Source organism: Kitasatospora sp. NPDC053057 (assembly GCF_044546945.1).
GTDB lineage: Bacteria > Actinomycetota > Actinomycetes > Streptomycetales > Streptomycetaceae > Kitasatospora.
The window spans coordinates 41937-66167 of the sequence record NZ_JBITZP010000017.1 but is presented as its reverse complement, the minus strand read 5'-3'; the positions used below and the strand labels follow the sequence as shown (position 1 = coordinate 66167).

Here is a 24231-nt window from a genome sequence, read left to right as displayed (position 1 = left end):
TTGCCAAACTCACTCGATCGGGTGGCTTTGGCATAAGCGGCGGCGATGCTTCGCAAAGCCGGACTTGGGAGCACGGGGGGCGAGTTGGGGCGCACGCCCGACCGCCCCCGTGCGCCCGTCGCGGACGGGCACGCGGGGGCATTGGGCCCCGGTCACCGCTACGGCGCGGCGGGCAGCGCCCGCAGCCGGCTGACCGGGGAGACGAGAAGCCCGACCACCACGGCGGCGGAGCCGACCGCCGCGACGGTCAGGGCGCCCCGGGCGCCGAGCTGACCGGTGAGCAGCCCGGCGGCGAGGCCGCCCAGCGATCCGCCGCCGAACAGCAGGGTCCGGAAGGCCGCCGTCATCCGCCCCATCATCGACTGGGGCGTCACGGCCTGGCGGAGGCTGACGATGATCACCCCCGCCACGCCGAGGCCGAGGTAGGTGCTGAAGAAGGACAGCACGAACATCCCGATCATCACCGGCCGCGGCCCCGCGGCGGCCGGGATCAGGCCCGGGCCGAGCAGCAGCACCGACTGCGCGACCAGGTAGACCCGGCCGAGCGGGAAGCGGGCGATCACCCGCCGCGCGACCAGCGCGCCGATCAGTCCGCCGACGGAGGCCGTCGAGAAGACCGCGCCGATCGTCCCGTCGCCGAGGTGGAGGTCGTGGTGACCGTAGAGCAGGAACATCGTCCACACGGTGATCATCGAGAAGTTGCAGCAGAAGCCGATCAGCGCGAGCGAGCGCAGCACCGGGTTCCGCGTCACCCAGCCCATGCCGTCCTTGAGTTCGCGCCACAGGTGCCGCTCGGCGGCCGGTTCGGGGGCGGGCTCCGTCGTGCGGATCGACAGCAGCGAGAGCACGGACACCAGGTAGGAGCAGGCGTCGACGAGCACGGCGACCGGCGCGCTGACCGCCGACACCAGGACGCCTCCCAGCCCGGGCCCGGCGACGTCGGCGGCGGAGGAGCTGGTGCTCATCCTGGCGCTGGCCTCGACGTAGTGCTCGGGGCTCCTCACCAGTACCGGCACGTACGACATCCAGCTGACGTCGAACACCACCGAGGCGATGCCGACCGTGCAGGCGATCACCATCAGCACGGGCAGGTCGAGCGCGTGCCACCAGTAGAGCAGCGGCACCAGCGCCAGCAGGACCAGCCGGACCAGGTTGGCGCCGAGCATGACCGGCCGCCGCCGGTGCCGGTCCGCCCACACGCCGATGACCAGGGCGAGACCGAGGTAGGGGACGAGCTGCAGGAAGCGCAGCAGTCCGACCTGTTCGTCGGTCGCGCCGAAGGCGCCGATGGCGGTGAGCGGAAGGGCGAGGTTGGTGACCTGGGTGCCGAGCAGCGAGACCGTCTCGCCGGCCCAGAACCTGAGGAAGTCGTGGTTGTGCCACAGGCTCTGCCGCGCGGGTTCGGTGCTCGGCGGGGACGAGACCTGGGTCGTCCGGGTCATCGGGCGCTCCTCGCCAGCTCGGCCACCGTGCCGGCCACCGCGTCGACCTCGTCCTCGGTGTTGTAGTAGTGCGGCGACAGCCGCAGGCACCACTCCACCTCCTTGTCGGCGAAGTCGAACTGCGCGAACTCCCGATAGCTGAGCGCGGAGTTGATGCCACGCGCGTCCATCGCGGCCTTGAACGGGCCGGCCTGCCAGCCCTCGATGGTGAAGGTGACCAGGGCGGCCGGCGCGGGCCCGCCGTCGAGCGTGCGGACGCCGGGGACGGCGGCCAGCCGCTCGCGCAGCCGGCCGGCCAGCGCGGGGGTGCGCCGGGCCACCGGCTCCAGACCGACCCGCAGGGCGTAGCGGACGGCGGCGGCGCAGCCGAGGACGGTGGCGTACGGGAACTCCCACTCCTCGAACCGGGCCGCCGTGTCGACCGGCCGGTAGTAGCCGGGGGCGACCCAACGCGCGCCGTGCATGTCGATGTGGAGCGGCTCGTACCCGGCCTCCAGCACCCGGTCGGAGACGTAGAGGAAACCCGAACCGCGCGGGCCGCGGAGGAACTTGCGGCAGGTCGCGGTGAGCAGGTCGCAGCCGATCGCCTCGACGTCGATCGGGTACTGGCCGACCGACTGGCAGGCGTCGACCAGGTACAGCAGGTCGAGTTCCCGGCAGTGCCGGCCGATCTCGGCGACCGGCTGGATCAGCCCGGAGTTGGTGGGCACGTGGGTCACGGCGACCAGGCGCGGCCGGTGGGCGCGCATCAGCGTGGCCATCGCCTCGACGTCGACGCCGCTGCCGTCGGGGTGGTCGGGGGCGTGCAGGATCCGGACGCCGTGGCGCCGGCGCAGGGACAGGAAGGCGATCTGGTTGGACACGAAGTCGTTGCGGGTGGTCAGGATGACGTCCCCGGGCCGGAAGTCGATCGCGGACAGGGCCTTGGTGTAGGCGTGGGTCGCGCTCGCGGCGAAGGCGAGGTTGCCGGGGCGGGTGCCGAGGAGTTCGGCGAGCGCGGCGTAGAAGTCGGCGACCTCGGCGGCGCGGGCGGCGGCGGCCTCGTAGCCGCCGATGCCCGCCTCCAGGCGCAGGTGGTCGAGCACCGTCTCCAGGACCGGACGGGCCATCAGTCCGGCGCCGGCGTTGTTGAAGTGGATCACCGCCTCGCAGCCGGGAGTGTCGGCTCGGAGGGCGGCGAGGTCCAGGAGCGGTTCCTGGCCGAGCTTCAGGACCGGTTCCGGTCCGGGGCTCAGGAGCGGTTCCGAGCTGGAGGCGAAAGCGCTATTCTCGTTCTTCATGTCTGACGGTAGCAGTATCGAGACCCTGGTGGCGATCCTCCGGTCCCAGATCGCCCGCCTCTCCCCGGGCGACCGCCTGCCCAGCAGCCGGGACCTGATCACCCGTCATGGCGTCGGGCCGGTCACCGTCTCCCGGGCGATCGCCCTGCTCGCCGCCGAGGGCGCGGTGGTGACCCGGCCCGGGAGCGGCACCTACGTCGCGGCCCGCCGCCCGCCGACCGGCGGCGGCGAACCGGACACCTCCTGGCAGGCGGTGGCCCTGGCCGGCCGCCCGTTCGCCCCCGAGGCGCCGGACGAGCAGCCCGGCACCGTGCCCGCCGGCACCATCGCGCTGTCCGGCGGCTACCTGCACGAGAGCCTCCAGCCCACCCGGCTGCTCGGCGGCGCCCTGGCCCGGGCAGCCCGCCGCCCGGACGCCTGGCACCGCGCCCCGGCGGCCGGCCTGACCACCCTGCGGACGATCTTCGCCCGGCAAGCGGGCGGCGACGTCGGCCCGGACGACGTGCTGGTCACCGGGGGAGGGCAGGGCGCGCTGTCACTGCTGTTCCGCGCCGTCGCCGCGCCCGGCAGCCCGATCCTGGTCGAGTCACCCAGCTACGCCGGGGCGCTCGCCGCCGCGCGCTCCGCCGGACTGCACCCGGTGCCCGTGCCGATGGACGACCAGGGTTTGCGCCCCGACTTGCTCGCCGAGGCCTTCGCCGTGACCGGCGCGCGCCTGCTCTACTGTCAGCCCACCTTCCACAACCCGACCGGGACGGTCCTCTCCGGCGAACGGCGCCGCCAGATCGTCGACGTGGCCCGCGCCGCCGGGGCGTTCATGATCGAGGACGACTTCGCCCGCCACCTCGGCCACGGCCGGCCGGTGCCCCGGCCGCTGGTCGCCGACGACCGGGACGGCACCGTCATCCACCTCACCTCGCTGACCAAGCCCGCCTCGCCCAGCCTGCGGATCGGCGCGCTGATCGCCCGGGGGCCGGTGATGCGGCGGCTGCTCGGGATGCGGCGGGTGGACGACTTCTTCATCGCCCGCCCGCTCCAGGAGGCCGCGGTCGAACTGCTCAGCACCCCGGCCTGGGACCGGCACCTGCGCGCCCTGTCCGCCGCGCTGCAGCAGCGCTGCGCCGTCCTGGCCGACGCCCTGGCGCGGGAGGTGCCGGACTGGACGCTGCACCGGGTTCCGGAGGGCGGCCTGCACCTGTGGGTCAGGCTGCCGGCCGGCCACACCGAGGAGGCCGTCGCGGAGGCGGCCCGGGCGCACCGGGTGGCCGTCAACCTCGGCCACCACCACTTCCCGGCCGAGCCGCCGGCCGCCCACCTGCGGCTCGGCTTCGCCGCTGCGGCCGAACCCGCCGAACTCGTCGAGGCGGCGGCCCGCCTGGGCGCCGTGGCCGCCCAGGCCTGACGGCGCAGCGGTGTAGCGGCCCGGGGGGCTCAGGCGTAGATCGCGATCCGGGGCTCCACCGTCCCCTGGGCGGGCGCGTGGAGCACGGTGATCCGGTACCGCTCGGTGAGTGTGTGGTGGCTGTGCAGGACGATCTTCGCTGGGATCAGGCCGGTGTAGAGCGTGCCGGTCTGGCTGGCGAGCGGCACGGTGTGCCAGCGGCCGTCGCTCCCCAGCTGTTCGAGCCGGATGTCCGACGGGTCGAGGAACGGGCCCCTCTGGGGCGACTCGACCAGGATCTGCGGGGCGATCGTCCGGTCCGTCGGGGCGTCGTTGCGGTAGCTGAAGGTGATCCGGTGCGGCGCGCGGTCGCTCGGCAGTGGGGTGTCGGGCAGGTCGAAGAAGCGGACCGGTGCCGCGTTGGCCGCCGATGCGGTCGGGGATGCGGCGGCCGGGGACGCGGAGGCCGCCTGCGCGGGCGCCGCCAGCGCCACGGTCGGCAGAACGGCGAGGGCGACGGTCAGCACCAGAGCCCGACGGGGGATCGTCCTGGTCGGCATGGCGCCTCCTTCGGTCGAGGGGCGGCCACTGGGGAGCTGCCGCCTGCCGGACGGTGCCCGCAGTGCTACGGACGGTCGCCGGCCGGGTGGTTCGTTCCCCTCCACCCTGCACGCGCCCGGCGGATGGCGCATCCGCCGGGCGCGTTGACCGGATATCCGTCACACCGTGTGATCGGGCGCTACCGATCGGGCCGGTGCGTCAGCTCAGCGGACGGCAGAGCAGCGCGTCCGGAACGCCGTACTGGAGCCAGCGCCAGGTGTCGGCCACGCCGGCGACGTACTCGTCGTCGGCGCACTGGCCCTTGTAGGTGCCGGGCGCCCAGTCGCTCGCGACGGAGCCACCGGCGGCGGGCCGGTTGTCGCCGTGGTCGAACCAGACCGTCCGGCCGGTGGTGGGCAGGGCGGTGGCGGCCGGGGCGCAGAGCAGCGCGGACATCGCGTCGCCGTGCACGCTGTAGCCCACGGCGAAGGTGTTGTCCGGGCACTGGAGCTTGTCGTAACCGGACGCCCAGTCACCCCCGGTGACGTAGCGCTGGTCGGTGACGGTCACCCAGTCGCCGGTGCCGACGGCGGGAAGGCCGGTGTCGGTGCACAGGCCGCGGCTGCTGCTGCGCCCGAGGCCGGCCAGGCGCTGGCCGTCCGGGCAGTCGCCCTTGCGGTTGCCGGGGCTCCAGTCGGGCCGGGCCAGCATGCGGCCGGAGACGTTCTGGTCTCCGTGGTCGAGGTCGAGCATGTTCCAGCGGGCGACCGGTGCGACCTGTCCGGTGTACGAGGGGGCGTTGACCAGCTTGTTCCAGTCGGCGGCGCGCCAGTCGCCGGGGTCGTTCAGGCCGAGCTGCCGGCCGGCGGTGTCGTAGGAGAGCAGCGCCCAGTTGTCGTTCGGGACGCCGTTGTTCTGCCAGCCGACCAGCGGCCAGACGGCGAAGTCGGTGTCGTTGGCGGCCAGGATGTCGGTGAAGCGGTCGAACCAGGCCTGCTCCTTGGCGTCGGTCGAGCCGCGCCCGGCGGCGCCGAACTCGCTGACCCAGACCGGGGCGGTGAAGTGCTGGCCGGACCGGGTGACGAACAGGGCCTCCTGGTCGACCACCTGGGCGAGCTGTTCGGGGGTGAAGTCCTCGTAGCGCGGGTCGCCGGTGGAGCCGGGGCCGCTGCCTGCGCCGGTGTTGGCCGGGCCGGTGTAGGCGTAGAAGTGGGCGGCGTAGACCAGCTTGTCGGACCGGATCAGGGTGTTGGACAGGGTGGCCACCGGGGTGAGCATCGGTCGGCCGTGGGAGAACCCGGCGGCGGGGATGCCGTACCAGTTGATGCCCTCCATGATGACCAGCAGGTCGGGGTCGGCCTGGAGGATCCGGTTTCCGGCCTCCTCGAAGGCCGCGTACTCGTCGTGGCTGTCGCCCAGGCCCCAGTTGGGGTCGTCCCAGGTGTCCCGGCGCACCTCGTTGCGCAGGTCCGCGCCGACGACCCGCTTGTCGTCCTTGTAGCGGTTCGCCATGAACACCCAGTCGTCCTCCCACTGCTGGGTGCTCTGGCCACTGTTCCACCGCTCGTTGCCGTCCAGGCCGCAGCAGAAGCGGTAGCTGGTGGTGTGGTTGTTGAGGATGACCGCGAAGCCGTCGGCGGTCAGCGCGGCCACGACCGCGTCGTAGACCTGCAGCGGGGTCTTGCCCCTGAGCTGGGGATTGGCGGCGACGGCGGCGTCCGGGACGGCAGCGGTGTCGTGGATCAGCGCGTTGGCGAACGGCAGCCGGACGGCGTTCAGCCCGAGGCCGTGGAAGCCCGCCAGGATCTGGCCGATCGGCGCCCGGTCCAGTCCGAGCGGGATGTTATACGAGACCTGGCCGGCCTGGTTGTGCGCCGGGTCGGTGGTGGAGCCGCTGCCCTCCCAAGTCCCCTGGGCGCCCGCCCAGTTGCCGGCCTTGAGCTTGAACCGGTCGCCGTTCGCGTCGACCACGTACCGCCCCCGGGTGCTCAGCGGGCCGGTCCAGGAGGCGGCGAGCCGGGTGCCGCTCGGCGCGGGCGCGGCGGTCGGTGCGGCTTGGGCGGGCGGGGCGGTGCCGATGAGGGCGGCCAGTAGGGCCGCCACCGCGAGCACGGCTCGGCGAGCCGGGCGGATGGGTATCACGGATCTCTCCAGTAAGGGGTGACAGGGGCAGGAATTGTCGACGGTACGTCAAAAGACCTGTTCCGCCGACGCGCTCCAGGAGGGTGCCACCACTCCTGGGGCTGGTGGGTTGGAATGAATCGTGGACGGTTCTGTGCAAGCTGTGTCGAAATTCCGGGACCGTCGTAGTGGTGTTCGACTGGGCGGCCACCCTCCGCGGTCAGGTGTTCTTGTCGACATGGCGCTTGTTCGGTGCCGAGGGGGCGCCTCGGGCCGGATCCGCGCTGGTGGGAATGGCCGCGCCGTGAGTCGCCGTGGAGGGGTGGCGTCATGCAGACGTCTGACTGGTCATCAAAGTTCCACGTTCTGCCACCCGGTTAGGTGAATTCCCTTTAAGCTCACGTTAATCATGGCGGTTTCAGGCCACTCTGTGGACTTCCTCGGATAGTCGGGCCATGAGGCCATTCGGACGATGAGAGCAGGGATGAAAACGACGAATGAACTGATGAACGGCGCCGCGCGCGGGCCGTCCCGGTCACGGCTGGGCCTGCCCGGCCGTCGCGCCGTCGGCCGCGTCGCGGCGCTCGCCATCGCCGTCGGCAGCAGCTCGCTGGCGGCCGTCCCGACGGCGGTCTCGCAGACCGGCGACGGGACGGTCACGGTCCGGGTGATCCGGGCCGTGGACGACTCCGGCACGTGGACGCCCGCGCTGGAGCCGAACATGGCGGGCGTCAAGGTGACGCTCACCGATGACGCCGGTGTCTCGGTCGACGGGACCACGGCGGCGGACGGCACGGTGACGCTGTCGCCCGCGACGAGCAAGGCGACCGGCGGCAAGTACCGGGTGCAGGTGGTGAACCCGAAGCCGGGCGTGCTGTTCCCGGCCTTCGCCTCCCGCCAGGGGCTGGACGGCGCGCCCAACCAGCTCAGCTCCAACGAGGAGTTCGTCGACCTCAGCGGAGGCAAGAACGTCTCGTACACCACCGGGCTGTGGAACCCGGCGGACTACTGCCAGAAGAACGCGCCGCTGGCGACCGCCTGTCAGACGCCCACCTACCAGGGCGGGACCCAGCGCACGCTGGTCACCTTCCCGTACGACATGCGCGGCCAGGAGGGCCCCGGCAACGCCGCGACGAACATCGCGACCGACGCCGAGACCGGCACGATCTACGGCCTCGCCTGGAACAAGGCGGACAAGCGGCTGTTCTCCGCGGCGACCGCCAAGCGGACCACCGACTACGGCCCCGGCGGCTCCGGCGGGATCTACGTCACCGACCTGAGCGACCCGGCGAAGAAGAAGACGACCGTCTTCACCACCGTCCCGAACGCCGGCAGCACCGCGCACGGGCCGGGGACGGACGACGCCTTCCTCGACGCGCCCGGTAAGGAGAGCCTGGGCGGCATCAAGGTCACCGACGACGGCAAGGACCTGTTCGTCGTCAACCTCAACGACCGGAAGCTGTACCGCTACGACGCCACCGCGCCCACGGCGTCGGCGCCCAAGGCCTCCTACCCGATTCCGGACCCGGGCTGCCCGTCGGCTGCGGACTGGCGGCCGTACGGCCTCGGCATGCAGGACGGCACCGGCTTCCTCGGCGGGGTCTGCTCCGGCGAGTCCACCGGCAAGCTCACGGACGTGCGTGCGCTGGTCATGCCGTTCGACCTCGGCACCGGGGCGTTCGGCAAGCCGGTGCTGGACCAGCCGCTGGACTACCCGCGGCAGTCCACCGTCGGTGGAGGCCCGTGCGACGGCGCTGGCTGGTTCCCGTGGACCAGTACCTTCCCGGCCTCGCAGAACGGCCGGCCGTGCGGCAACTCCACCATCGCTTTCCCCGAACCGGAGCTGGGCGAGATCCTGTTCGAGACCGACGGCTCGATGCTGCTGGCCTTCAAGGACCGCTTCGCCGACCGCGGACCGGGCGCCCCGGCGCCCAACTCGGCCACCGTCATGTCCGGCGGTGACCTCGACAAGGCCTGTCCGTCGAACGGCATGTACGTGATGGACGTCAACCTCGGCTGCGGCAAGACCGTCCGCGGCGCCCGGTTCTTCTCCACCGGCTGGGACGAGGTGGGCCACCACAACACGGTGTTCGCGGGCATCGCGCTCTCCAAGGTCGAGAGCACCGTCGCGGGCTCCGCCTTCGACCCGGACCACACCGCCGTCGGCTACGGGACGTCGTTCATGGAGCGGGCGGACGGCGCGCACGACCCGAAGTTCGGCCTGCGGCTGACCCCGGCGGGGACCGCCTCCCCCTTCGGCAAGGGCGCCGCGATGGGCGACCTGGAGGTGCTCTGCGACCAGGCGCCGCTGCAGATCGGCAACCGGGTCTGGTACGACCCCGAGCGCAAGGGCATCCAGAACCCGGGCCAGACCCCGGTGAAGGGCGCCACCGTCAACCTCTACGACGAGTCGGGCAAGGTGGTCGGCACCACCAAGACGACGGCGCGCGGCGAGTACTACTTCGACAACAGCGACGTTCCCGGAGGCCTCAAGCCGCACACCAAGTACACCATCCGCATCGACAACCCCGCCGACTACGCCAAGGGCGGCCCGCTGTACCACTGGGTGCCCACGGACCACGACGTCGGCGACAACCACTTCATCGACTCCAAGGGCATCGTCCCGGCCGGCGCCAAGTTCCCCGAACGGGCGCTGACCACCGGCGGACCGGGCGAGAACGACCACACCTTCGACTTCGGCTACCGCCAGCAGGAGGGCGCGCTGAAGCTGGTCAAGCACGACCAGGACGGCAAGCCGCTGGCCGGTGCCAAGTTCCAGCTGTGGCACGAGACCAACGGCACCGACGGTCTGCAGACCACGGGGACGAAGCCGGACACGCCCGTCGGCGATCCCTGCACGACCGGCAACGACGGCATCTGCCAGGGCAGCGGCGTGCCCGGCACGTACTACTGGCAGGAGTTGAGCCCGCCCGACGGCTACTCGGCGCCGGACACCACGGTCTTCGGACCGCTGGTGCTCACCGCCGACAACCTGGAGGACGGGGTCAGCGTCACGGCCGTCAACAAGCTGATCCCCACCCCGACGCCGACCGCTTCGCCGACGCCCACCCCGACGCCCACCCCGACGCCGACGCCGACGACTACCCCGCCGAGCACACCGGCCCCACCGGCGCCCGCTCCCGGCGGCGAACTGCCGCACACCGGTGCGAGCAACGGGCTCCCGCTGATCGCGACCGGCGCCGCGGCGCTGATCGCCCTCGGCGTGGCACTGTTCGTGCTGGTGCGCCGACGCCGGGCCCAGCACCGGTAGTCGTCCCGCTCTGACGGGGCGACACCCGGATCGGGCGGGTTCGCGGACCGTGAGGACCGCGAACCCGCCCGACTCCTGTTCCCGGCTGTGCTCGACTGTGTCTGACTGTGCTCGACCTGAACGACGTGCTCGACCTGAACGACGGATCGGAGACCACGACCGCATGGCCCGCAGGACGAAGGCCGAAGCCCGCCCGCCCCGGCGCAGGCGGACCCCCTGGTTGACGGCGCTGATCGCGACCGCGGTGTGCGCCGCCGTGGCGGGCGGCGTCGTCGCGTACGAGACCGTCTCCGACCAGGCCTCCGAACGGCCGGTCACCACCGAGGAGGCGGGACGCCTGGCGCTGTCCCGGCTGAACCTCTACCAGGCCAGCCCGGTGGGGGTGGTGCTCACCGCCGACGAGGGAGGGGGAGTACGGATCCGGGTCGAGGGCGTGGTGGACTACCGCACCCACCGCGGCGTGGGCCGCTACCAGAGCACCGGCGCGAGCGGCCCGCTGGACCACGGCCTGGTGGTCTGGGACACCGGCGGCCTCGGCCTGGCCCCCGAACCGGCGGGCGACCAGAGCCCGCCCTGGCAGCAGGCCGAACACATCCCCCGCTCCGGCTGGTCACCGCGCTCGTACACCGCCGACCCGCTGGACGCCGGCCTCCAACTCCTCACCCAGGTCGGCGCCGACCGCCCGGACAACCCGCTGCTGCTCGCCCAGTCCGGCGCCCGCTGGCTCGGCCAGGACCGGATCGACGGCCGCGGCTACGACCGCTTCGCCGGCCCGCGCGCCCAGGGTGCGGCGCCGGACGGCAAGAGCTCGCCGCTGACGTACTGGGTGGACGGCGACGGCAACCTGCGCCGGGTCACCATGCGGATGGCGGGCCTGGGCACGCCGACCACCGTGGACTTCTCCGGCCGCAACGCCGACGCCAAGCTCCCCGAGGCGCCCTGGCTCACCGGCTGACGACGTCCGGTGACCCCACTCGGCGGCTGACGCCCGGTGCCCGCGGCTCAGCGGCCGCGGGCGATCGCCAGACCGGCCGCTCGCCCCGAGAAGATACAGCCGCCCAGGAACGTGCCCTCCAGCGCGTTGTACCCGTGCACGCCCCCGCCGCCGAAGCCGGCCACCTCCCCGGCGGCGTAGAGGCCGGGCACCGGGGCGCCGTCGCCGCCGATCACCCGGGAGTCCAGGTCGGTCTGCAGACCGCCGAGGGTCTTGCGGGACAGGATGTTGAGGCGCACGCCGATCAGCGGCCCGTGCGCCGGGTCGAGGATCCGGTGCGGCTTGGCGACCCGGGCGATCCGGTCGGTCAGCGACCGGCGGGCGTTGTGGATCGCCATCACCTGGGCGTCCTTGCTGAACGGGTTGGCCACCTCGCGGTCGCGGGCGACGATCTGCCGCTCGATGTCGGCGGCGTCGAGCTTCGGGCCGCGGGCGATCCCGTTCATGGCGGCGACCAGCTCGGGCAGGGTCCGGGCGACGACGAAGTCCTCGCCGTGCTGCTTGAACCGCTCCACCGGGCCGGGGGCGCCCTTGGCCAGCCGGCTCTTCACCGCGAACTTGAGGTCCCGGCCGGTCAGATCGGGGTTCTGCTCCGAACCGGAGAGCGCGAACTCCTTCTCGATGATCGACTGGGTCAGGACGAACCACGAGTAGTCGTGGCCGGTGGCCAGGATCTGCTTCATCGCGCCGATCGAGTCGGCGCCCGGCACACCGGACATCCCGGTCAGCCGGCGCCCGTCGGCGTCGAACCACATGGAGGACGGGCCGGGCAGGATCCGGATGGCGTGGTCCGGCCAGACCGGGTCCCAGTTGTGGACGCCCTCGGTGTAGGCCCACATCCGGTCGCGGTTGACCACCCGGCCGCCGGCCTGCTCGGTGATGGCCAGCATCCGGCCGTCGACGTGCGCGGGGACGCCGGAGATCAGGTGCTCGGGGGCCGGGCCGACCCGGTCGGCCGGCCAGTTCGCCCGCATCAGCGCGTGGTTGTGCCCGATGCCGCCGGAGGTCACCACGACCGCCGCCGCCCGCTCCTCGAACGAACCGGCCCCCTCGCGCGAGGACTTGACGCCCCGGTCGGAGTCGTCCGGCGCCAGCACCGAGCCCCGGACGCCGACCACCGCGCCGTCCTCGGTCAGCAGCTCGTCCACCCGGTGCCGGAACGCGAACCGCACCAGCCCGGCGCGCTCCGCCCGCTGCACCGGACGGAGGAACGCCTCCACCACCCCGGGCCCGGTGCCCCAGGTGATGTGGAAGCGCGGCACCGAGTTGCCATGCCCGGTGGCCGAACCAGCGCCCCGCTCCGCCCACCCAACCAGCGGCACCACCCGGTGGCCGAGCTCGCGCAGGTACCGGCGCTTGCCGCCGGCCGCCCACGTCAGGTAGGCCTCGGCCCAGCGCCGCCCCCAGAGGTCCTCGTCGTCCGGCCGGTCGAAGGCCGCCGAGCCGAACCAGTCCTGCCGGGCCAGCTCCAGCGAGTCCCTGATCCCGGCCCGGCGCTGCTCGGGGCTGTCGACGAAGAAGAGGCCGCCGAGCGACCAGAACGCCTGGCCGCCCAGGTTCCGCCGGTTCTCCTGCTCGACGACCAGCACCCGCCGGCCTGCCTTCGCCAGCTCGTGCGTCGCCACCAGTCCGGCCAGGCCGGCCCCGACCACGATCACCTCAGGCTGGAACGGCATTCAGCTCTCCCTCGGGGGAATCACCGTCGCCCGGTCGCGACGGCTTCGCGCTCCCATGGTCGGGGCAGGCCGGACCGAGCGGCACTAGGCTTGTCAGGTGGTGACAAAGAAGACTGTGCCACCGGCACAAGGCGAGGTTCCGTCCACGGCTGACCGGCACAGCGCCGTGTCACGGATCCTGGCGGACGAGACCGGGATGGTCGACGCCTTCATGACCGCCATCGCCCGGGAGATCCCCGCCTACGCGAACCTCGACGCCCGCCAGCTGGAGGAGGTCCGCTCCATCATCGTCTGGACGCTCCGCCGGGTGCTCGAACTCTGGGCCGTGGACGGCGCGTTGGGCGCCGAGGACATCCGGATGTTCCGCGGCGTCGGCGCGGTCAGGGCGCGCGACGCCCGTCCGCTGGCGGCCGTGCTGCGCGCCTACCGGGTAGCCGCACTGGCCTTCTTCGACCGGATCGGGGAGCGCTTCGCCGACGCCGTCTCGGTGCGCGACCTCAGCGCGCTCGCCCGGGTGTGGCTGACGGTGCTCGACCAGTCCTCCGAGGCGATCTTCGACGGCTACGAGTCCACCGGGCGCATCCTCAGCGAGGACCGCGAACGCTCCCTGCGCGGGCTCCTCACCGACCTGCTGCTCGGCCGGCAGAGCCACGCCGGCACCCTCCGCGCCCGGCTGCGCGAGCTCGACGCGGAACTGCCGTCCTCCTTCGACCTGATGGTGGTGTCCCCGGCGGCCACCGGGCTCGACGGCGCGGAGCGGGCGGCGGCGCTGGTGACCGCGGCCCTGGACGCCCGGGCCGCGGGCGAGGCGGCCGACCTCGAACTCACCTCGCTGCACACCGCCATGGACGGCGTCGGAGTCGCCCTGGTCAAGGCGGTCGACGTGACGCTGCTGGACCGCCTGGCCGCCGGACACGACCTCACCGGAGCCCTGCTCACCGGCGTCACCGCCGCCACCGCGCCGCGCGACCACCGGCTCGCCGTCCACGGCCTGCGGCACGCCTCGCCGCTGGTGTGGACCGAGCGCCGGGTGCTCGACCGCGGCGACCTGGAGGTGGTGGCCCTGGTCACCGGGCACCCGGACGCCGATCCCGGACGGGTGGCCGAAGCCGTGCTCGGCCACCTCGCCCAGGACGACGACACCCGGCGGACGCTCGACGCCGTCATCTACTCCGACGGCGCCCCCGCCGCGGCCGCCCGCCTCCACGTCCACCCGCAGACCGTCCGCTACCGGATGCGGCGCCTCGCCGCCGCGACCGGCCGCGACCCGCGGACCCCGTGGAACCGCTTCGTCTTCCAGACCGCCCTGCTCGCAAGTGCTTCCTAACCCGCCGCGAGCCGTGCCCGGAGCTCCCGCTTGAGCAGCTTGCCGCTCTGGTTGCGCGGCAGATCGGCGACGAAGTGGACGTTCTTCGGCACCTTGTACGGCGCCAGGCGGCTCCGTACATGGGCGATGAGCTCCGCCGCCGTGGGGGCGCCGGCGCCGGGGCGGAGCACGACGAAGGCGGTGACCGCCTCGATCCACTTCTCGTCCGGCGCGCCGATCACCGCGACCTCCGCCACCGCGGCGTGGCTGTAGACGGCCTCCTCGACCTCCCGGGAGGCCACCAGCACCCCGCCGGTGTTGATGACGTCCTTGATCCGGTCGACCACGGTGAGGTAGCCCGCCTCGTCGGCGACCACCAGGTCCCCGGAGTGGAACCAGCCGCCCCGGAACGCCTCGGCGCTCTCCTCCGGCGCGTCCCAGTACCCGAGGCACAACTGCGGTGAGCGGTAGACGATTTCACCCGGGGTGCCGGGCGGTACCCCGGCCCCGTCGCGGTCGACGATCCGGGCTTCCACGAACAGCACCGGGCGGCCGCAGGAGGACGGCCGCTGCCGGTGCTCCTCCGGCCGCAGCACCGTGGCCAGCGGCCCGATCTCCGACTGGCCGAAGCAGTTGTAGAAGCCGACCTGCGGGTAGCGGTCGCGCAGCCGGTCGAGCACGGCCACCGGCATGATCGAGGCGCCGTACTGGGCCTTGCGCAGCGAGGACAGGTCACGCCGGTCGAGGTCGGGGTGGTTGGCCAGCGGGACCCACACCGTCGGCGCCAGGAACAGCGAGCCGATCCGGTCCTCCTCGATCCGCCGGAGCAGCTCGGGGATGTCCGGCGACTCCAGCAGCAGGACGGAGGCGCCGACGGCGAGGTAGGGCAGCAGGAACACGTGCAGGGCGGCCGAGTGGTACAGCGGCATGCAGATCAGCGGGCGGTCGTCCGCGTCCAGGTCGAGGGCGTGGATGCCCGACAGGTAGGCGTGCACCAGGGCGCGGTGGGGCATCTTCGCGCCCTTCGGCCGGGAGGTGGTGCCGGAGGTGTAGAGCAGCTGGACCAGATCGGTGTCCCGCACCCCGGCATCGAGGTCCGGCACCGGGCCGGCGAGCGCGGCGGCGAGCAGCCCGGAGTCCTCGTCCCGCAGCGGCACCACGTGCTCGACGCCCAGCCCGGCCCGGACGCGTTCGACCTCTGCCCTCAGCGCCGGGTCGCTGAGCACGGCCCGGCTGCCGGAGTGGGCGAGCAGGTAGCTCAACTCCTCACCGGTGAGCGCGTAGTTGACCGGGACGTGTACCAGGCCGGCCCGGGCGCAGGCCAGGAAGGCGATCGCGTAGGCGTCGGAGTTGCGCCCGTACGCCGCGACCCGGTCACCGGGGCGCAAGCCCAGCCCGAGCAGGTACCCGGCCGCGCGGCTGACCGCCTCGTCGAGCTGCCGGTAGGTCCAGCCGCGGTCGGCGAAGGTCAGCGCGGTGCGGTCGGGGGTCCGGCGGGCGCTGCGGCGCAGCAGCCCGTCGACGGTGCCGGCGCGGGGGTCGTCGATCATGCTCGCGGTCTCGCTCTCGGGTTCGGTTCGCGTTCGGTTCGGATTCGGTTCGGTTCCCAGGCGGGGTGGGGGAGGCTCGGACGGCCGGGGTGCAGGAGCAGCCTGCCCACTTCGGACCGGACGCACCAGTGGTCCGGCACCCGGCCCGGGTGTCCGACGGGCGGAGCCGGGTAAGCGCTCCGTAGTCACCGACTCCGGGAGGCCGCCATGGACCTCGCCTTCCTCACCCCGTTGCTGGACCGGCCCGGCCCCTGGGCCTCGTTGTACCTGGACACGTCCCGTGCCACCGAGGACGCCGTCTCGCGGCGGGCGCTGATCGACCGGGCCGCCGTCCACCGGCTCGCCGGGATCGGTGCCGACGACGGCACCTGCGACGCCGTCCGCGACCACCTGGCCGGGGTACCGGCGGCCGCCTCCCCACCGGGGCGGGCGCTGTTCGCCGCCGACGGCGACGTCGCGCTCGACGTGCCGCTGATGCACTCGCCGCCGGACGTCGGCGTCACCTGGGCGCCGCTGCCGCACACCGCACCACTGCTCGGCCTGCTGGACGACGCCGCTCCGCGCTGCCTGGTGGTGGCCGTGGACCGCACCGGGGCCGCGCTGGAGCAGCGCGAACTCGGCCGCTCCGCGCCGATCGGCACCGTCGAGGGCCGGCAGTGGCAGGACCGCGGCCACCGCGCCCCGCCCGCCGACCGGTACGAGTGGCACTACCGGCACCGCGTCGAGGACGCCTGGGAGCGCACCGCCGCGATCATCGCCGACCAGCTGGCCCGGATCTGGCCCGACAGCGGCGCCCGCCTGCTGGTGCTCACCGGCGACGTCCGCGAGCGCCGGGCCGTCCGCGCGCAGCTGCCCCGCCGGATGCAGCCGGACACCGTCGAGGTCGACGGCGGCGGCCGGGCCGACGGGATCGCCCGGGACAGCCTCGACCGCCGGATCGCCGAAGCCTGGGAGGAGCACCAGGGCCGGCACCTGACCACCGTGCTGGACGCCTTCCGCACCGGCGTCGGCCGCCCCGGCGAACACGCCACCGACGCCGCCGGGACCGAGACCGCACCCGGGGCCGCCGCCCAGGGCGTGCCCGCCGTGGTGACCGCCGCCCGGCAGCACCAGCTCGCCGCGCTGCTCATCCAGCCGAGCGGGCACGATCCGCAGCGCCCGGTGTGGACCGGCCCGGAACCGGAGCACATCGGCGTCCAGCGGGCCGAGCTGCGCGCCATGGGCGTGGCCGAACCGCAGCAGGCCCCGGCCGCCGACGCCCTGCTGCGCAGCGCCGCGGCGGTCGGGGCCGAGGCCCTGCTGGTGCCGGAGGCCGTACCCGGTCCGCCCGGTGGGCTGGGCGCGGTACTGCGGTGGAACGCCTGAGCCGAGCGGCCGGGCCGAAGGCCGCATCATTCGTATACATATGTCGAGGGGGTGGAGGAGAATCAGCGACGCGGGGCGGGAGTTCGACGAGGAGGCCGGCCATGAAGAGCCTTGAACGCCGCTATGCGGTGACCATGCCCGGGTCGATCGGCGGGCACGCCCCGCCGGCCGTCATCGTGGTGCACGCCACCGGGATCCTGGGGCCCGGCGGCGGGCCCGTCTGGGAGAACACGGACGGCGACTTCCGGGTGGAGATCACCGGAGAGGTGGCCACCGTCCTGACCGCGCCCATCGGCTCCCCGCGCCACCCCTGCCTGCACGCCGTGCCCCTGCCCGACCGCGCCGTATCGGTGCGGTGAGGGCGAGCTCGTCGCACGATCAGTGATCGGTCACGCCGGGGGCCGGATCCGAGAGGGCGCGAGGCCGGCTCCTCGGCCGGCGGCCGCTCAGCGGAGGCGACCGCGGGACCGGTCGGGGCGGCGCATGCTCAGCGCCAGTGCCGGGCACTGGTTCACGGCCCGGCGGGCGCCGTGCTCCTGCCAGGGGGCGACGGGGACGGTGGTCGACGCGGGATAGCCGTGCGGGCCGAGCCGGACGAGGCCGGGAGCCAGGACGCCGCACAGTCCGTGCCCGGCACAGCGGGACCAGTCCACCTCCAGGTGTGCGCCTTCGGCAGGCGGCAGCGGCAACACGTCGAGGACCGGCCGACCGCACCCCGGGCCGGCGAGGTGGGCCTCGACGTCTTCGGGGAACACGTCGAGCGCGGTCAGCACGAAGCGGGCCGTGCCGTCCGGGTGTGAACAGGCGCCACCGCCCTGCGCACCGCCGAGGGCCTGCCGGACGTCCTCCAGGGCGGTGGGCCCGCCGGTGCCCGCGGCCAGCGCACCGAGTGCCTCGGCGGCGTCGGGCAGCCCGCGCCGGCACGGCCCGCACTGCCCGGCCGACTCACCCGCCAGCCAGGCGGCGACCCGCGCGACCTCGCCGAGCGGGCACGTGGCGGGAGGGAGCGTGACGATCGCACCGGCGCCGAGGGTGCCGCCGAGCTCGGCGAGACCCGCGCGCGAGAGCGACGCGCCGACGGCGTCCGCCGCGTCCAGCCAGGCGCCGTGATAGCCGCCCACCAGCACGCCGTCGCCCGGCCGCAGCCGGCACGCGTCCAGGACGTCTCCCAGCCTCGTGCCGAAGGGGGCCTCGACCACGAGGGGGCCCGCGCCGGGACGGTTGACCGTCAGCAGGACCGTGCCCGGTTCCGCACCGGTTCCGACGGCCGCGTACGGACCGGGGCCGAGTCGGGCGGCCACGGCGAGTTGCGCCCAGGTCTCGGCGTTGGACAGCAGGGTCGGGCGCCGCCGGACGCCGCCCGCTCCGCCCTCGGCCGCGCGGGCCCGCACTGCGGCGGGTTGCACCGAGAGCCCGTTCACCCCGCGGATCAGTGCGCTGGACTCCCCGGAGACGAAGCGCTCGGGAACGCACACGGTCCGGGCCGGGCAGGGTAGCTCGCGCTCGTCGAGGGCGGTCGGGACGGAGACCTCGGCGGGGCTGCCGGCGGCGACGCCGATGACGATCTCCTCGGCCCCGAAGGCGACCGCCGCGAGAACGGCACCGTCGAGCACGAGGTGCGGGGCGCGGGCGAGCAGCACCCTGTCCTTGGCGCTCGGCGGCTCGCCCTCCGAGCCGTTCACCACGATGACCGGAGCTGCCCCGGTGCGGGCGGCTGCGGCCACCGTGGCCCGGGCTTTTCGGGCGAAGGGGAACCCGGCGCCCCCGCGGCCGCGCAGGTCGACGCGCTCGGCCAGGTCAAGCAGGTCGTCGGGGGTGAGCCGGGGGAGCGGAGGGTGGACGCGGGCGTGGGCGGCGAGGTCGAGGCGCTGGAAGCGGTCCAGTCCGGCGGTCAGCCGGGCCGGCCCCAGGTGGCGCACCTGCGGCAGCTCGGGCCGGGCGCTCACAGGCCACCGCCGGGCTGGAACAGCCCCGGGCGCGCGGGTGCGGTCGGCGTGGCGTGCCGCGGCCGCCGCGGTGGCGTGCCGGTGCGGGCCGGCGCGTGCGCCGTCGCCGGGAGCGGTGCGCCGGCCGCCTGGGCCTTCGAGCGGCGCCGGTGCCGGGTGACGGTCCGGTGGCGGCCCGCCCAGGAGAGGGTCCGTACCAGCAGGGCGAGCGCGACCACGGCCGCGCACAGACCGTAGCCCCACAGCACCCAGGCGTGCGCCGGGCGGCCGGCGGTCAGGCCGTGGACCAGTGCGATCGGCCAGCAGGCGTACGCGCCCGCGTGCAGCACCCGCCAGAGCCAGGCGTGCCGGCTGCCCGCGAAACGTCCGCGGAACGCGCCCGTCGCCGCGACCAGGACCAGCAGGTCGGCGGCCACGGTTCCCAGGCCCACCGCGACGGCGGTGCCGCCGGTGAAGGGCAGGACGGTGCTCTGCGGGGCGGCGTGGTGCTCGGCGACCTTGACCGCGATGTGGACGGCCAGGAACCCGAGCGCCGCGACGGCCGTCGCCCGGTGTACCGACTGGACGGCCACCCGCAGCCGCGGCGTCAGGACCAGGCGGTCGGTGGCGGTCAGCCCGGACACGACCGCCGCGGTCAGCGTGAGCAGGGTGAAGACCCCGGCGAAGTAGTCCAGGAAGGCGACGATGTGGCGGGCCACGGCCGACGCGCCATTGACCGTGGTACCTGCGAGAAGGACCGACGCGGGCATCTGGGAACCTGCTTCCGTGGGTTCGGCTCGACCGGCGGGGCGTGGGCCGACCGCGGTACCGGCTCGGCCGGATCGCCTCGAAGCCACATCGGAGGGCGCACCCGGCCGTGGGGCCGGTGGCACGGCTGGATCGCCCCATTCTTAGCGGCGCCGAACGGGGGACGGACGTCCCCCGATACGACGCCGGGCAGTAGGAGCGCCGCGGACGGGACGTTTTCGCAGGACGGGCAGCGGTCCGCGACTACGGCCCAACGTAGTGGTTACCGCGAGTGACGTAACGGGGCTCACGCTCCGGGCCGTGGCGGGCGCGGCGGAGCGTCGTCGGACGATCATGCCCGGTCCGGCGGAGCACCCTTCGACCGGCCGGCCGACGCGCTCGTCGAGCGGGCCGGCCGGGGAGAGCACCCGACCGGCGACGTCGCGCCGCTGCTGATCCGGTCCGTCCCGCGATGAAGTGGCCCCTTCGTGTCAGGGCGGGACCATGGGTGTATGGCGAGAGAGACGGGCGCGGACCCTCGGGCTCCGGGCCGAGCGGGCGGTCGTCGTGGGCGGCCGCAGCCACGCCCCGTTCCGGGGCAGCCTCCGGTGCGGGGGCTGCGGTCGGTGCTGAGCATCCGCAGCGTCGCGGGCCAGATGTTCCTCCTGCAGGTGTCGATCGTGCTGCTGCTCGTGGTGGCGGCGGTCGTCGCGCTCCTGATCGAGTCCCGCAGCGACCGGTTCGCGGCGGCGCGCGACCGTTCGCTCGCAGCGGCCGAGGCGTTCGCCCACAGCCCCGGTCTGGTGGCGACGATGCAGGGCCCTGATCCCAGCGCGGTGCTGCAGCCGCTGACCGAAGCGGCCCGCAAGGGAGCCCAGGTCGACTTCATCGTGGTGACGGACCGGAACGGCATCCGCTACACCCACCCCGAGCCGGCGCAGATCGGCAAGAAGTTCGTCGGCACCATCGGGCCGTCGCTGCAGGGGCGGATCACCGTCGAGCAGGTGCACGGTCCGCTCGGCCTGGAGTACCAGGTGGTGGTCCCGGCGGAGGACAACCACGGCGGGGTCGTGGGCATCGTCTCCGCGGGGATGAAGGTCGCCAACGTGAGCAGCGCGATCGACCGCCAGCTGCCGGTCGTCCTGGGCGCCGGCGCCGTCGGGCTGGGCCTGGCCACGGCCGGGACGGCGCTGGTGGGCAGGCGTCTCCTGCGGCAGACCCGCGGTCTGGGACCGGAGGAGATGACCAGGATGTACGAGCACCACGACGCGGTGCTGCACGCGGTGCGCGAGGGCGTGGTCATCATCGGCGGCGACGGCCGGGTCCTGCTCGCCAACGACGAGGCGCGCCGGCTCCTGGACCTGCCCCCCGAGCCGGAGGGACGTGCCGTCGCGGATCTCGGCCTCGCGCCCCGCGCGACCGAGCTGTTGCTGTCCGACAGCGCGGTCACCGACGAGGTGCTCCCCGTGGGCGACCGCCTGCTGGCAGTCAACAACCGCCCGACCGACAGCGGGGGAGGGCCTCCCGGCAGCGTCGCCACCCTGCGCGACTCCACCGAGCTGCGCGCCCTGGCGGGGAAGGCCGAGGTGGCCCGCGGTCGGCTCAGGCTGCTGTACGACGCGAGCATGGCCATCGGCAGCACCCTGGACGTCCGGCGCACCGCCGAGGAGCTCACCGGGACGGCCTGCCGGGAATTCTGCGACTACGCCACCGTCGACCTCGCCGAAGAGGTCCTGCGCGGCGAGGAGCCGCAGCCCCTGACGGCCGATGCCGAGGTGAGGCTGCTGCGGGTGGCCCTCGCGGGCATCCGGGACGATTCGCCGCTGTACCCCCAGGGCACGCTGGTCCGATGGGCGGGAAGCACCCCGCAGGCGGCCGGATTCGTCAGCGGGCGATCCGCGCTGGTCCCCGAGCTGGCGACCGACGAAGGGTGGCGCAGGCAGGACGTCGAGCGGACGCAGGCGGTCCTGGACTTCGGCCTGGCGTCGATGATCGCCGTTCCGCTGTCGGCACGGGGTGTCCTGATGGGCGTCGCCTGCTTCTGGCGCGGTCGGGACCGGGGCCCGTTCGAGGACGACGAGCTGTCCCTGGCCGAAGAGCTGGCCGCCCGGGCCGCCGTGTCCATCGACAACGCCCGCCGCTTCACCCGCGAGCACACGATGGCCGTCACCCTCCAGCACAGTCTGCTGCCGCGCGCGCTGCCCGAGCAGAGCGCCCTCGACGTCGCCTACCGCTACCTGCCCGCCCAGGCAGGGGTCGGCGGCGACTGGTTCGACGTCATCCCGTTGCCGGGCGCCCGGGTCGCGCTCGTCGTCGGCGACGTGGTCGGCCACGGCGTGCACGCGGCCGCCACCATGGGCCGGCTGCGCACCGCCGTCCAGAACTTCTCCACCCTCGACCTGCCGCCGGACGAGCTGCTCGGGCACCTGGACGAACTGGTCGCCCACCTGGACCAGGAGACGGCCGCCGCCGGGCACGAGGTCCCGATCACCGGCGCCACCTGCCTCTACGCGATCTACGACCCCAGCACCGCCACCTGTGCGCTGGCCCGGGCGGGCCACCCCCCGCCCGCCCTCGTCCATCCGGACGGCACGGTCGAGCTCCTCGGCCTCCCCAGCGGTCCGCCGCTCGGCCTGGGCGGGATGCCCTTCGAAGCCGTGGAGGTGCGACTGCCACCGGGGAGCAGCCTGGTCCTCTACACCGACGGCCTCGTCGAGGACCGCACCCGCGACATCGGTGCCGGCCTGGACGTCCTCATGAGCGTCCTGCGCGGCCCCGACCGGTCGCCGCAGGCGATCTGCGAGGCAGTGCTCGACGCCCTGCTGCCCGCCCGCCAGACCGATGACATCGCCCTCCTCGTCGCCCGTACCCGGGTGCTGGAGCCCGACCGGACCGCCGAGTGGGAGGTGACCCCGACTCCGGAGGCCGTGGCCATGGTCCGCGCCGTGGCCACCCGACAGCTCGCCGAATGGGATCTTGACGAGGCCGCCTTCGTCACCGAACTGGTGCTCAGCGAGCTGGTGACCAATGCCATCCGCTACGCCGCCGCACCGATCAGGGTGCGGCTGCTGTACGACCGCACGCTGATCTGCGAGGTCTCCGACGGCAGCAGTACCGCCCCGCACCTGCGCTACGCGGTCGCCGAGGACGAGGGCGGCCGCGGCCTGTTCCTCGTCGCCCAGCTCACCGAACGCTGGGGCGTCCGCTACACCCCCGACGGCAAGATCATCTGGGCTGAGCAGCCGGTGTGACGAGGCAGTATCAGTGCGTGACCTGGCCACGGGCGCCGAGATCGGCTCACCCCTCGCCTTCCCCGGTCCCGTCCACGCGGTCCATGCGGCATCGGAAGGCCGGCTCGTGGTCGCTTCCGGTCGGGAGATCGCTGTCCTGTCCGCCCGGTGAACCGGGGGCACGCCCGCCGAGGAGGTCGAGAGGCCCAGCACCGGATGGTCTGCGCCCGCCGCGATTCCTGCACGCCAAGGAATCGACGAAAGCCCGACTCGTCGAAGCCAAGGCCAACTTGCGGCGCAACGTGCCGTGAAGTGATCAGTGGTTGTTCGTCCGTCGTTCGCGGTCGGAGCGTTGCCGGGCTGTTGCGTGCGGGGTGATGTGACTCACGGTGGGGTGGGGTGGTTCGTGATCGGATGGTCGGATGAGTGAGTTCGAGAAGGCCGGTCCGGTGCTGACGAGGCATGGGGTGGCCGCAGTGGCCGCCGTCGCGTTGCTCGCGGGGTGTGGAAGTCAGGCGGGCGGTACGGCGGGTGCCCGGCAGGCTTCCGGTAGCGCCGGGCCGTGCGGGGTGGCGTCGGCTTCGCCGTCGGCGGGGGCGCAGGGTGGGGTGCGGGTCACGGCGGTGAGCGCGGCCTGTGCGGAGTACGAGGTGACCAATGGGACGGGCGAGGCGGCCGATGTCAGGGTGGTGTTCAGCCGGATGGGCGCGGGCGGGGGCGCGGTGGACAGTGTGACGAAGACCGTCGAGGGGCTTGCGCCGGGGGCCGTCGAGAAGGGGCGGGTCGAACTGGGCGGGACCGCCACCGGGGTGAAGGTCCTCACGGTGCGCAGCGTGCCGAGCGCCGAGGCGTCGCGGCCGGATGGTCCGTGTCCGGCGTCCGGGGTGCGGGTGAGTGTGGACGAGGGGGATGCGGCGATGGGGCTGCGGGTGGTCGGGCTGCACCTGCGCAACTGTGGGACGGCCGCGGTGACCCTGAACGGCTATCCGGAGCTGCAGGTGCTCGACCTGGAGCGCAAGCCGGTTGACGGGGTGCAGGTCGTGCATGGCGGCGCTCGGATCGCGAGCGGTACCGGCGCGGACGACCCGCCGCAGGAACTCGTGCTGAAGCCGGGGGAGGGCGCCCGCTCCACGCTGGTGTGGCGCAACACCACCGAGGGCGGCACTCCGGTGAACGCCCCCTATGTCCGGGTGCGTGCCACGCCGGGCGCGGCTCCGGTGATGGTGGTGCCGGAAATCGACCTGGGTACCACCGGGCGCCTCGGTGTCGGTGCCTGGATCGGGGACGATGCGGGGCCGTCGGCAGCGGGCCGGTGATCACCTCGGCGGGGAAGTCCACCAGCTCCGCGGCGAGGTCCGTTTCTCGTGCCGGGCAGGGGCGACCGCCTCCGCGAGATCGACGTC

At 73.8% G+C, this 24231-nt stretch carries 16 protein-coding genes; 8 read left to right on the top strand and 8 right to left on the bottom strand.

From position 1 onward, the window contains the following. Positions 1-158: 158 nt before the first annotated feature. Both ACIG5E_RS19370 and ACIG5E_RS19365 read right to left on the bottom strand, forming a co-directional pair. The gene (locus ACIG5E_RS19370) at positions 159-1442 is read right to left on the bottom strand and encodes an MFS transporter (protein WP_396534771.1); all 1284 of its coding nucleotides are present in this window, start codon (positions 1440-1442) and stop codon (positions 159-161) included. Beyond that, positions 1439-2722 carry an aminotransferase class V-fold PLP-dependent enzyme gene (locus ACIG5E_RS19365; protein WP_396534769.1) on the bottom strand — a complete coding sequence of 428 codons (1284 nt, stop codon included), beginning with the start codon at positions 2720-2722 and terminating at the stop codon, positions 1439-1441. The genes ACIG5E_RS19370 and ACIG5E_RS19365 overlap by 4 nt, the downstream gene beginning before the upstream one ends. Here ACIG5E_RS19365 and ACIG5E_RS19360 point away from each other — a divergent pair. After that, complete coding sequence (locus ACIG5E_RS19360; RefSeq protein ID WP_396534767.1) at positions 2721-4124, top strand: PLP-dependent aminotransferase family protein; 1404 nt, start codon at positions 2721-2723, stop codon at positions 4122-4124. The genes ACIG5E_RS19365 and ACIG5E_RS19360 overlap by 2 nt on opposite strands. Positions 4125-4153: 29 nt before the next feature. Here ACIG5E_RS19360 and ACIG5E_RS19355 read toward each other — a convergent pair whose 3' ends face one another. After that, positions 4154-4663, bottom strand: a complete 510-nt coding sequence (locus tag ACIG5E_RS19355) for a signal peptide protein (protein ID WP_396534765.1) — start codon at positions 4661-4663, stop codon at positions 4154-4156. Positions 4664-4862: 199 nt separating this feature from the next. Further along, entirely contained in the window at positions 4863-6782 is a 1920-nt protein-coding gene (locus tag ACIG5E_RS19350) for a glycoside hydrolase family 5 protein (RefSeq protein ID WP_396534961.1), read from the bottom strand. A 466-nt stretch (positions 6783-7248) separates the two neighbouring features. Here ACIG5E_RS19350 and ACIG5E_RS19345 point away from each other — a divergent pair, with 466 nt between their 5' ends. Together ACIG5E_RS19345 and ACIG5E_RS19340 are read left to right on the top strand one after the other, a co-directional pair. Beyond that, a complete protein-coding gene (locus tag ACIG5E_RS19345; protein WP_396534763.1) occupies positions 7249-10035 on the top strand; it encodes an SdrD B-like domain-containing protein in 2787 nt (928 codons plus the stop codon). A gap of 163 nt (positions 10036-10198) precedes the next feature. After that, entirely contained in the window at positions 10199-10990 is a 792-nt protein-coding gene (locus tag ACIG5E_RS19340) for a hypothetical protein (protein ID WP_396534761.1), read from the top strand. A 47-nt stretch (positions 10991-11037) separates the two neighbouring features. Here the strand turns inward: ACIG5E_RS19340 and ACIG5E_RS19335 are convergent, their stop codons facing one another. Then, positions 11038-12705, bottom strand: a complete 1668-nt coding sequence (locus tag ACIG5E_RS19335; protein WP_396534759.1) for an FAD-binding dehydrogenase — start codon at positions 12703-12705, stop codon at positions 11038-11040. A gap of 166 nt (positions 12706-12871) precedes the next feature. On the opposite strand from ACIG5E_RS19335, the gene ACIG5E_RS19330 reads away from it, so the two are divergent. Further along, entirely contained in the window at positions 12872-14032 is a 1161-nt protein-coding gene (locus ACIG5E_RS19330) for a helix-turn-helix domain-containing protein (RefSeq protein ID WP_396534757.1), read from the top strand. On the opposite strand, the gene ACIG5E_RS19325 is transcribed toward ACIG5E_RS19330, so the two are convergent. Continuing rightward, complete coding sequence (locus tag ACIG5E_RS19325) at positions 14029-15561, bottom strand: acyl-CoA synthetase (RefSeq protein WP_396534755.1); 1533 nt, start codon at positions 15559-15561, stop codon at positions 14029-14031. The two genes, ACIG5E_RS19330 and ACIG5E_RS19325, sit on opposite strands and share 4 nt — an antisense overlap. 207 nt (positions 15562-15768) lie before the next feature. Between ACIG5E_RS19325 and ACIG5E_RS19320 the strand changes: the two genes are divergently transcribed. Both ACIG5E_RS19320 and ACIG5E_RS19315 read left to right on the top strand, forming a co-directional pair. Beyond that, the gene (locus ACIG5E_RS19320; RefSeq protein ID WP_396534753.1) at positions 15769-16926 is read left to right on the top strand and encodes a hypothetical protein; all 1158 of its coding nucleotides are present in this window, start codon (positions 15769-15771) and stop codon (positions 16924-16926) included. A gap of 101 nt (positions 16927-17027) precedes the next feature. Next, positions 17028-17285, top strand: coding sequence for a DUF6296 family protein (locus tag ACIG5E_RS19315; RefSeq protein WP_396534751.1), 258 nt, complete (start codon positions 17028-17030; stop codon positions 17283-17285). An 87-nt stretch (positions 17286-17372) separates the two neighbouring features. Here the strand turns inward: ACIG5E_RS19315 and ACIG5E_RS19310 are convergent, their stop codons facing one another. Both ACIG5E_RS19310 and ACIG5E_RS19305 read right to left on the bottom strand, forming a co-directional pair. Further along, on the bottom strand, positions 17373-18872 hold the full coding sequence (locus ACIG5E_RS19310; RefSeq protein ID WP_396534749.1) for an NADH-ubiquinone oxidoreductase-F iron-sulfur binding region domain-containing protein: 1500 nt from the start codon (positions 18870-18872) through the stop codon (positions 17373-17375). Further along, the gene (locus tag ACIG5E_RS19305) at positions 18869-19570 is read right to left on the bottom strand and encodes a hypothetical protein (protein ID WP_396534747.1); all 702 of its coding nucleotides are present in this window, start codon (positions 19568-19570) and stop codon (positions 18869-18871) included. The genes ACIG5E_RS19310 and ACIG5E_RS19305 overlap by 4 nt, the downstream gene beginning before the upstream one ends. A gap of 540 nt (positions 19571-20110) precedes the next feature. Here ACIG5E_RS19305 and ACIG5E_RS19300 point away from each other — a divergent pair. Both ACIG5E_RS19300 and ACIG5E_RS19295 read left to right on the top strand, forming a co-directional pair. Beyond that, a complete protein-coding gene (locus tag ACIG5E_RS19300) occupies positions 20111-22849 on the top strand; it encodes a SpoIIE family protein phosphatase (protein WP_396534745.1) in 2739 nt (912 codons plus the stop codon). 401 nt (positions 22850-23250) lie between these two features. Further along, positions 23251-24144: a DUF4232 domain-containing protein gene (locus ACIG5E_RS19295; RefSeq protein ID WP_396534743.1), complete on the top strand. Its 894-nt coding sequence runs from the start codon at positions 23251-23253 to the stop codon at positions 24142-24144. Positions 24145-24231: the final 87 nt, after the last annotated feature.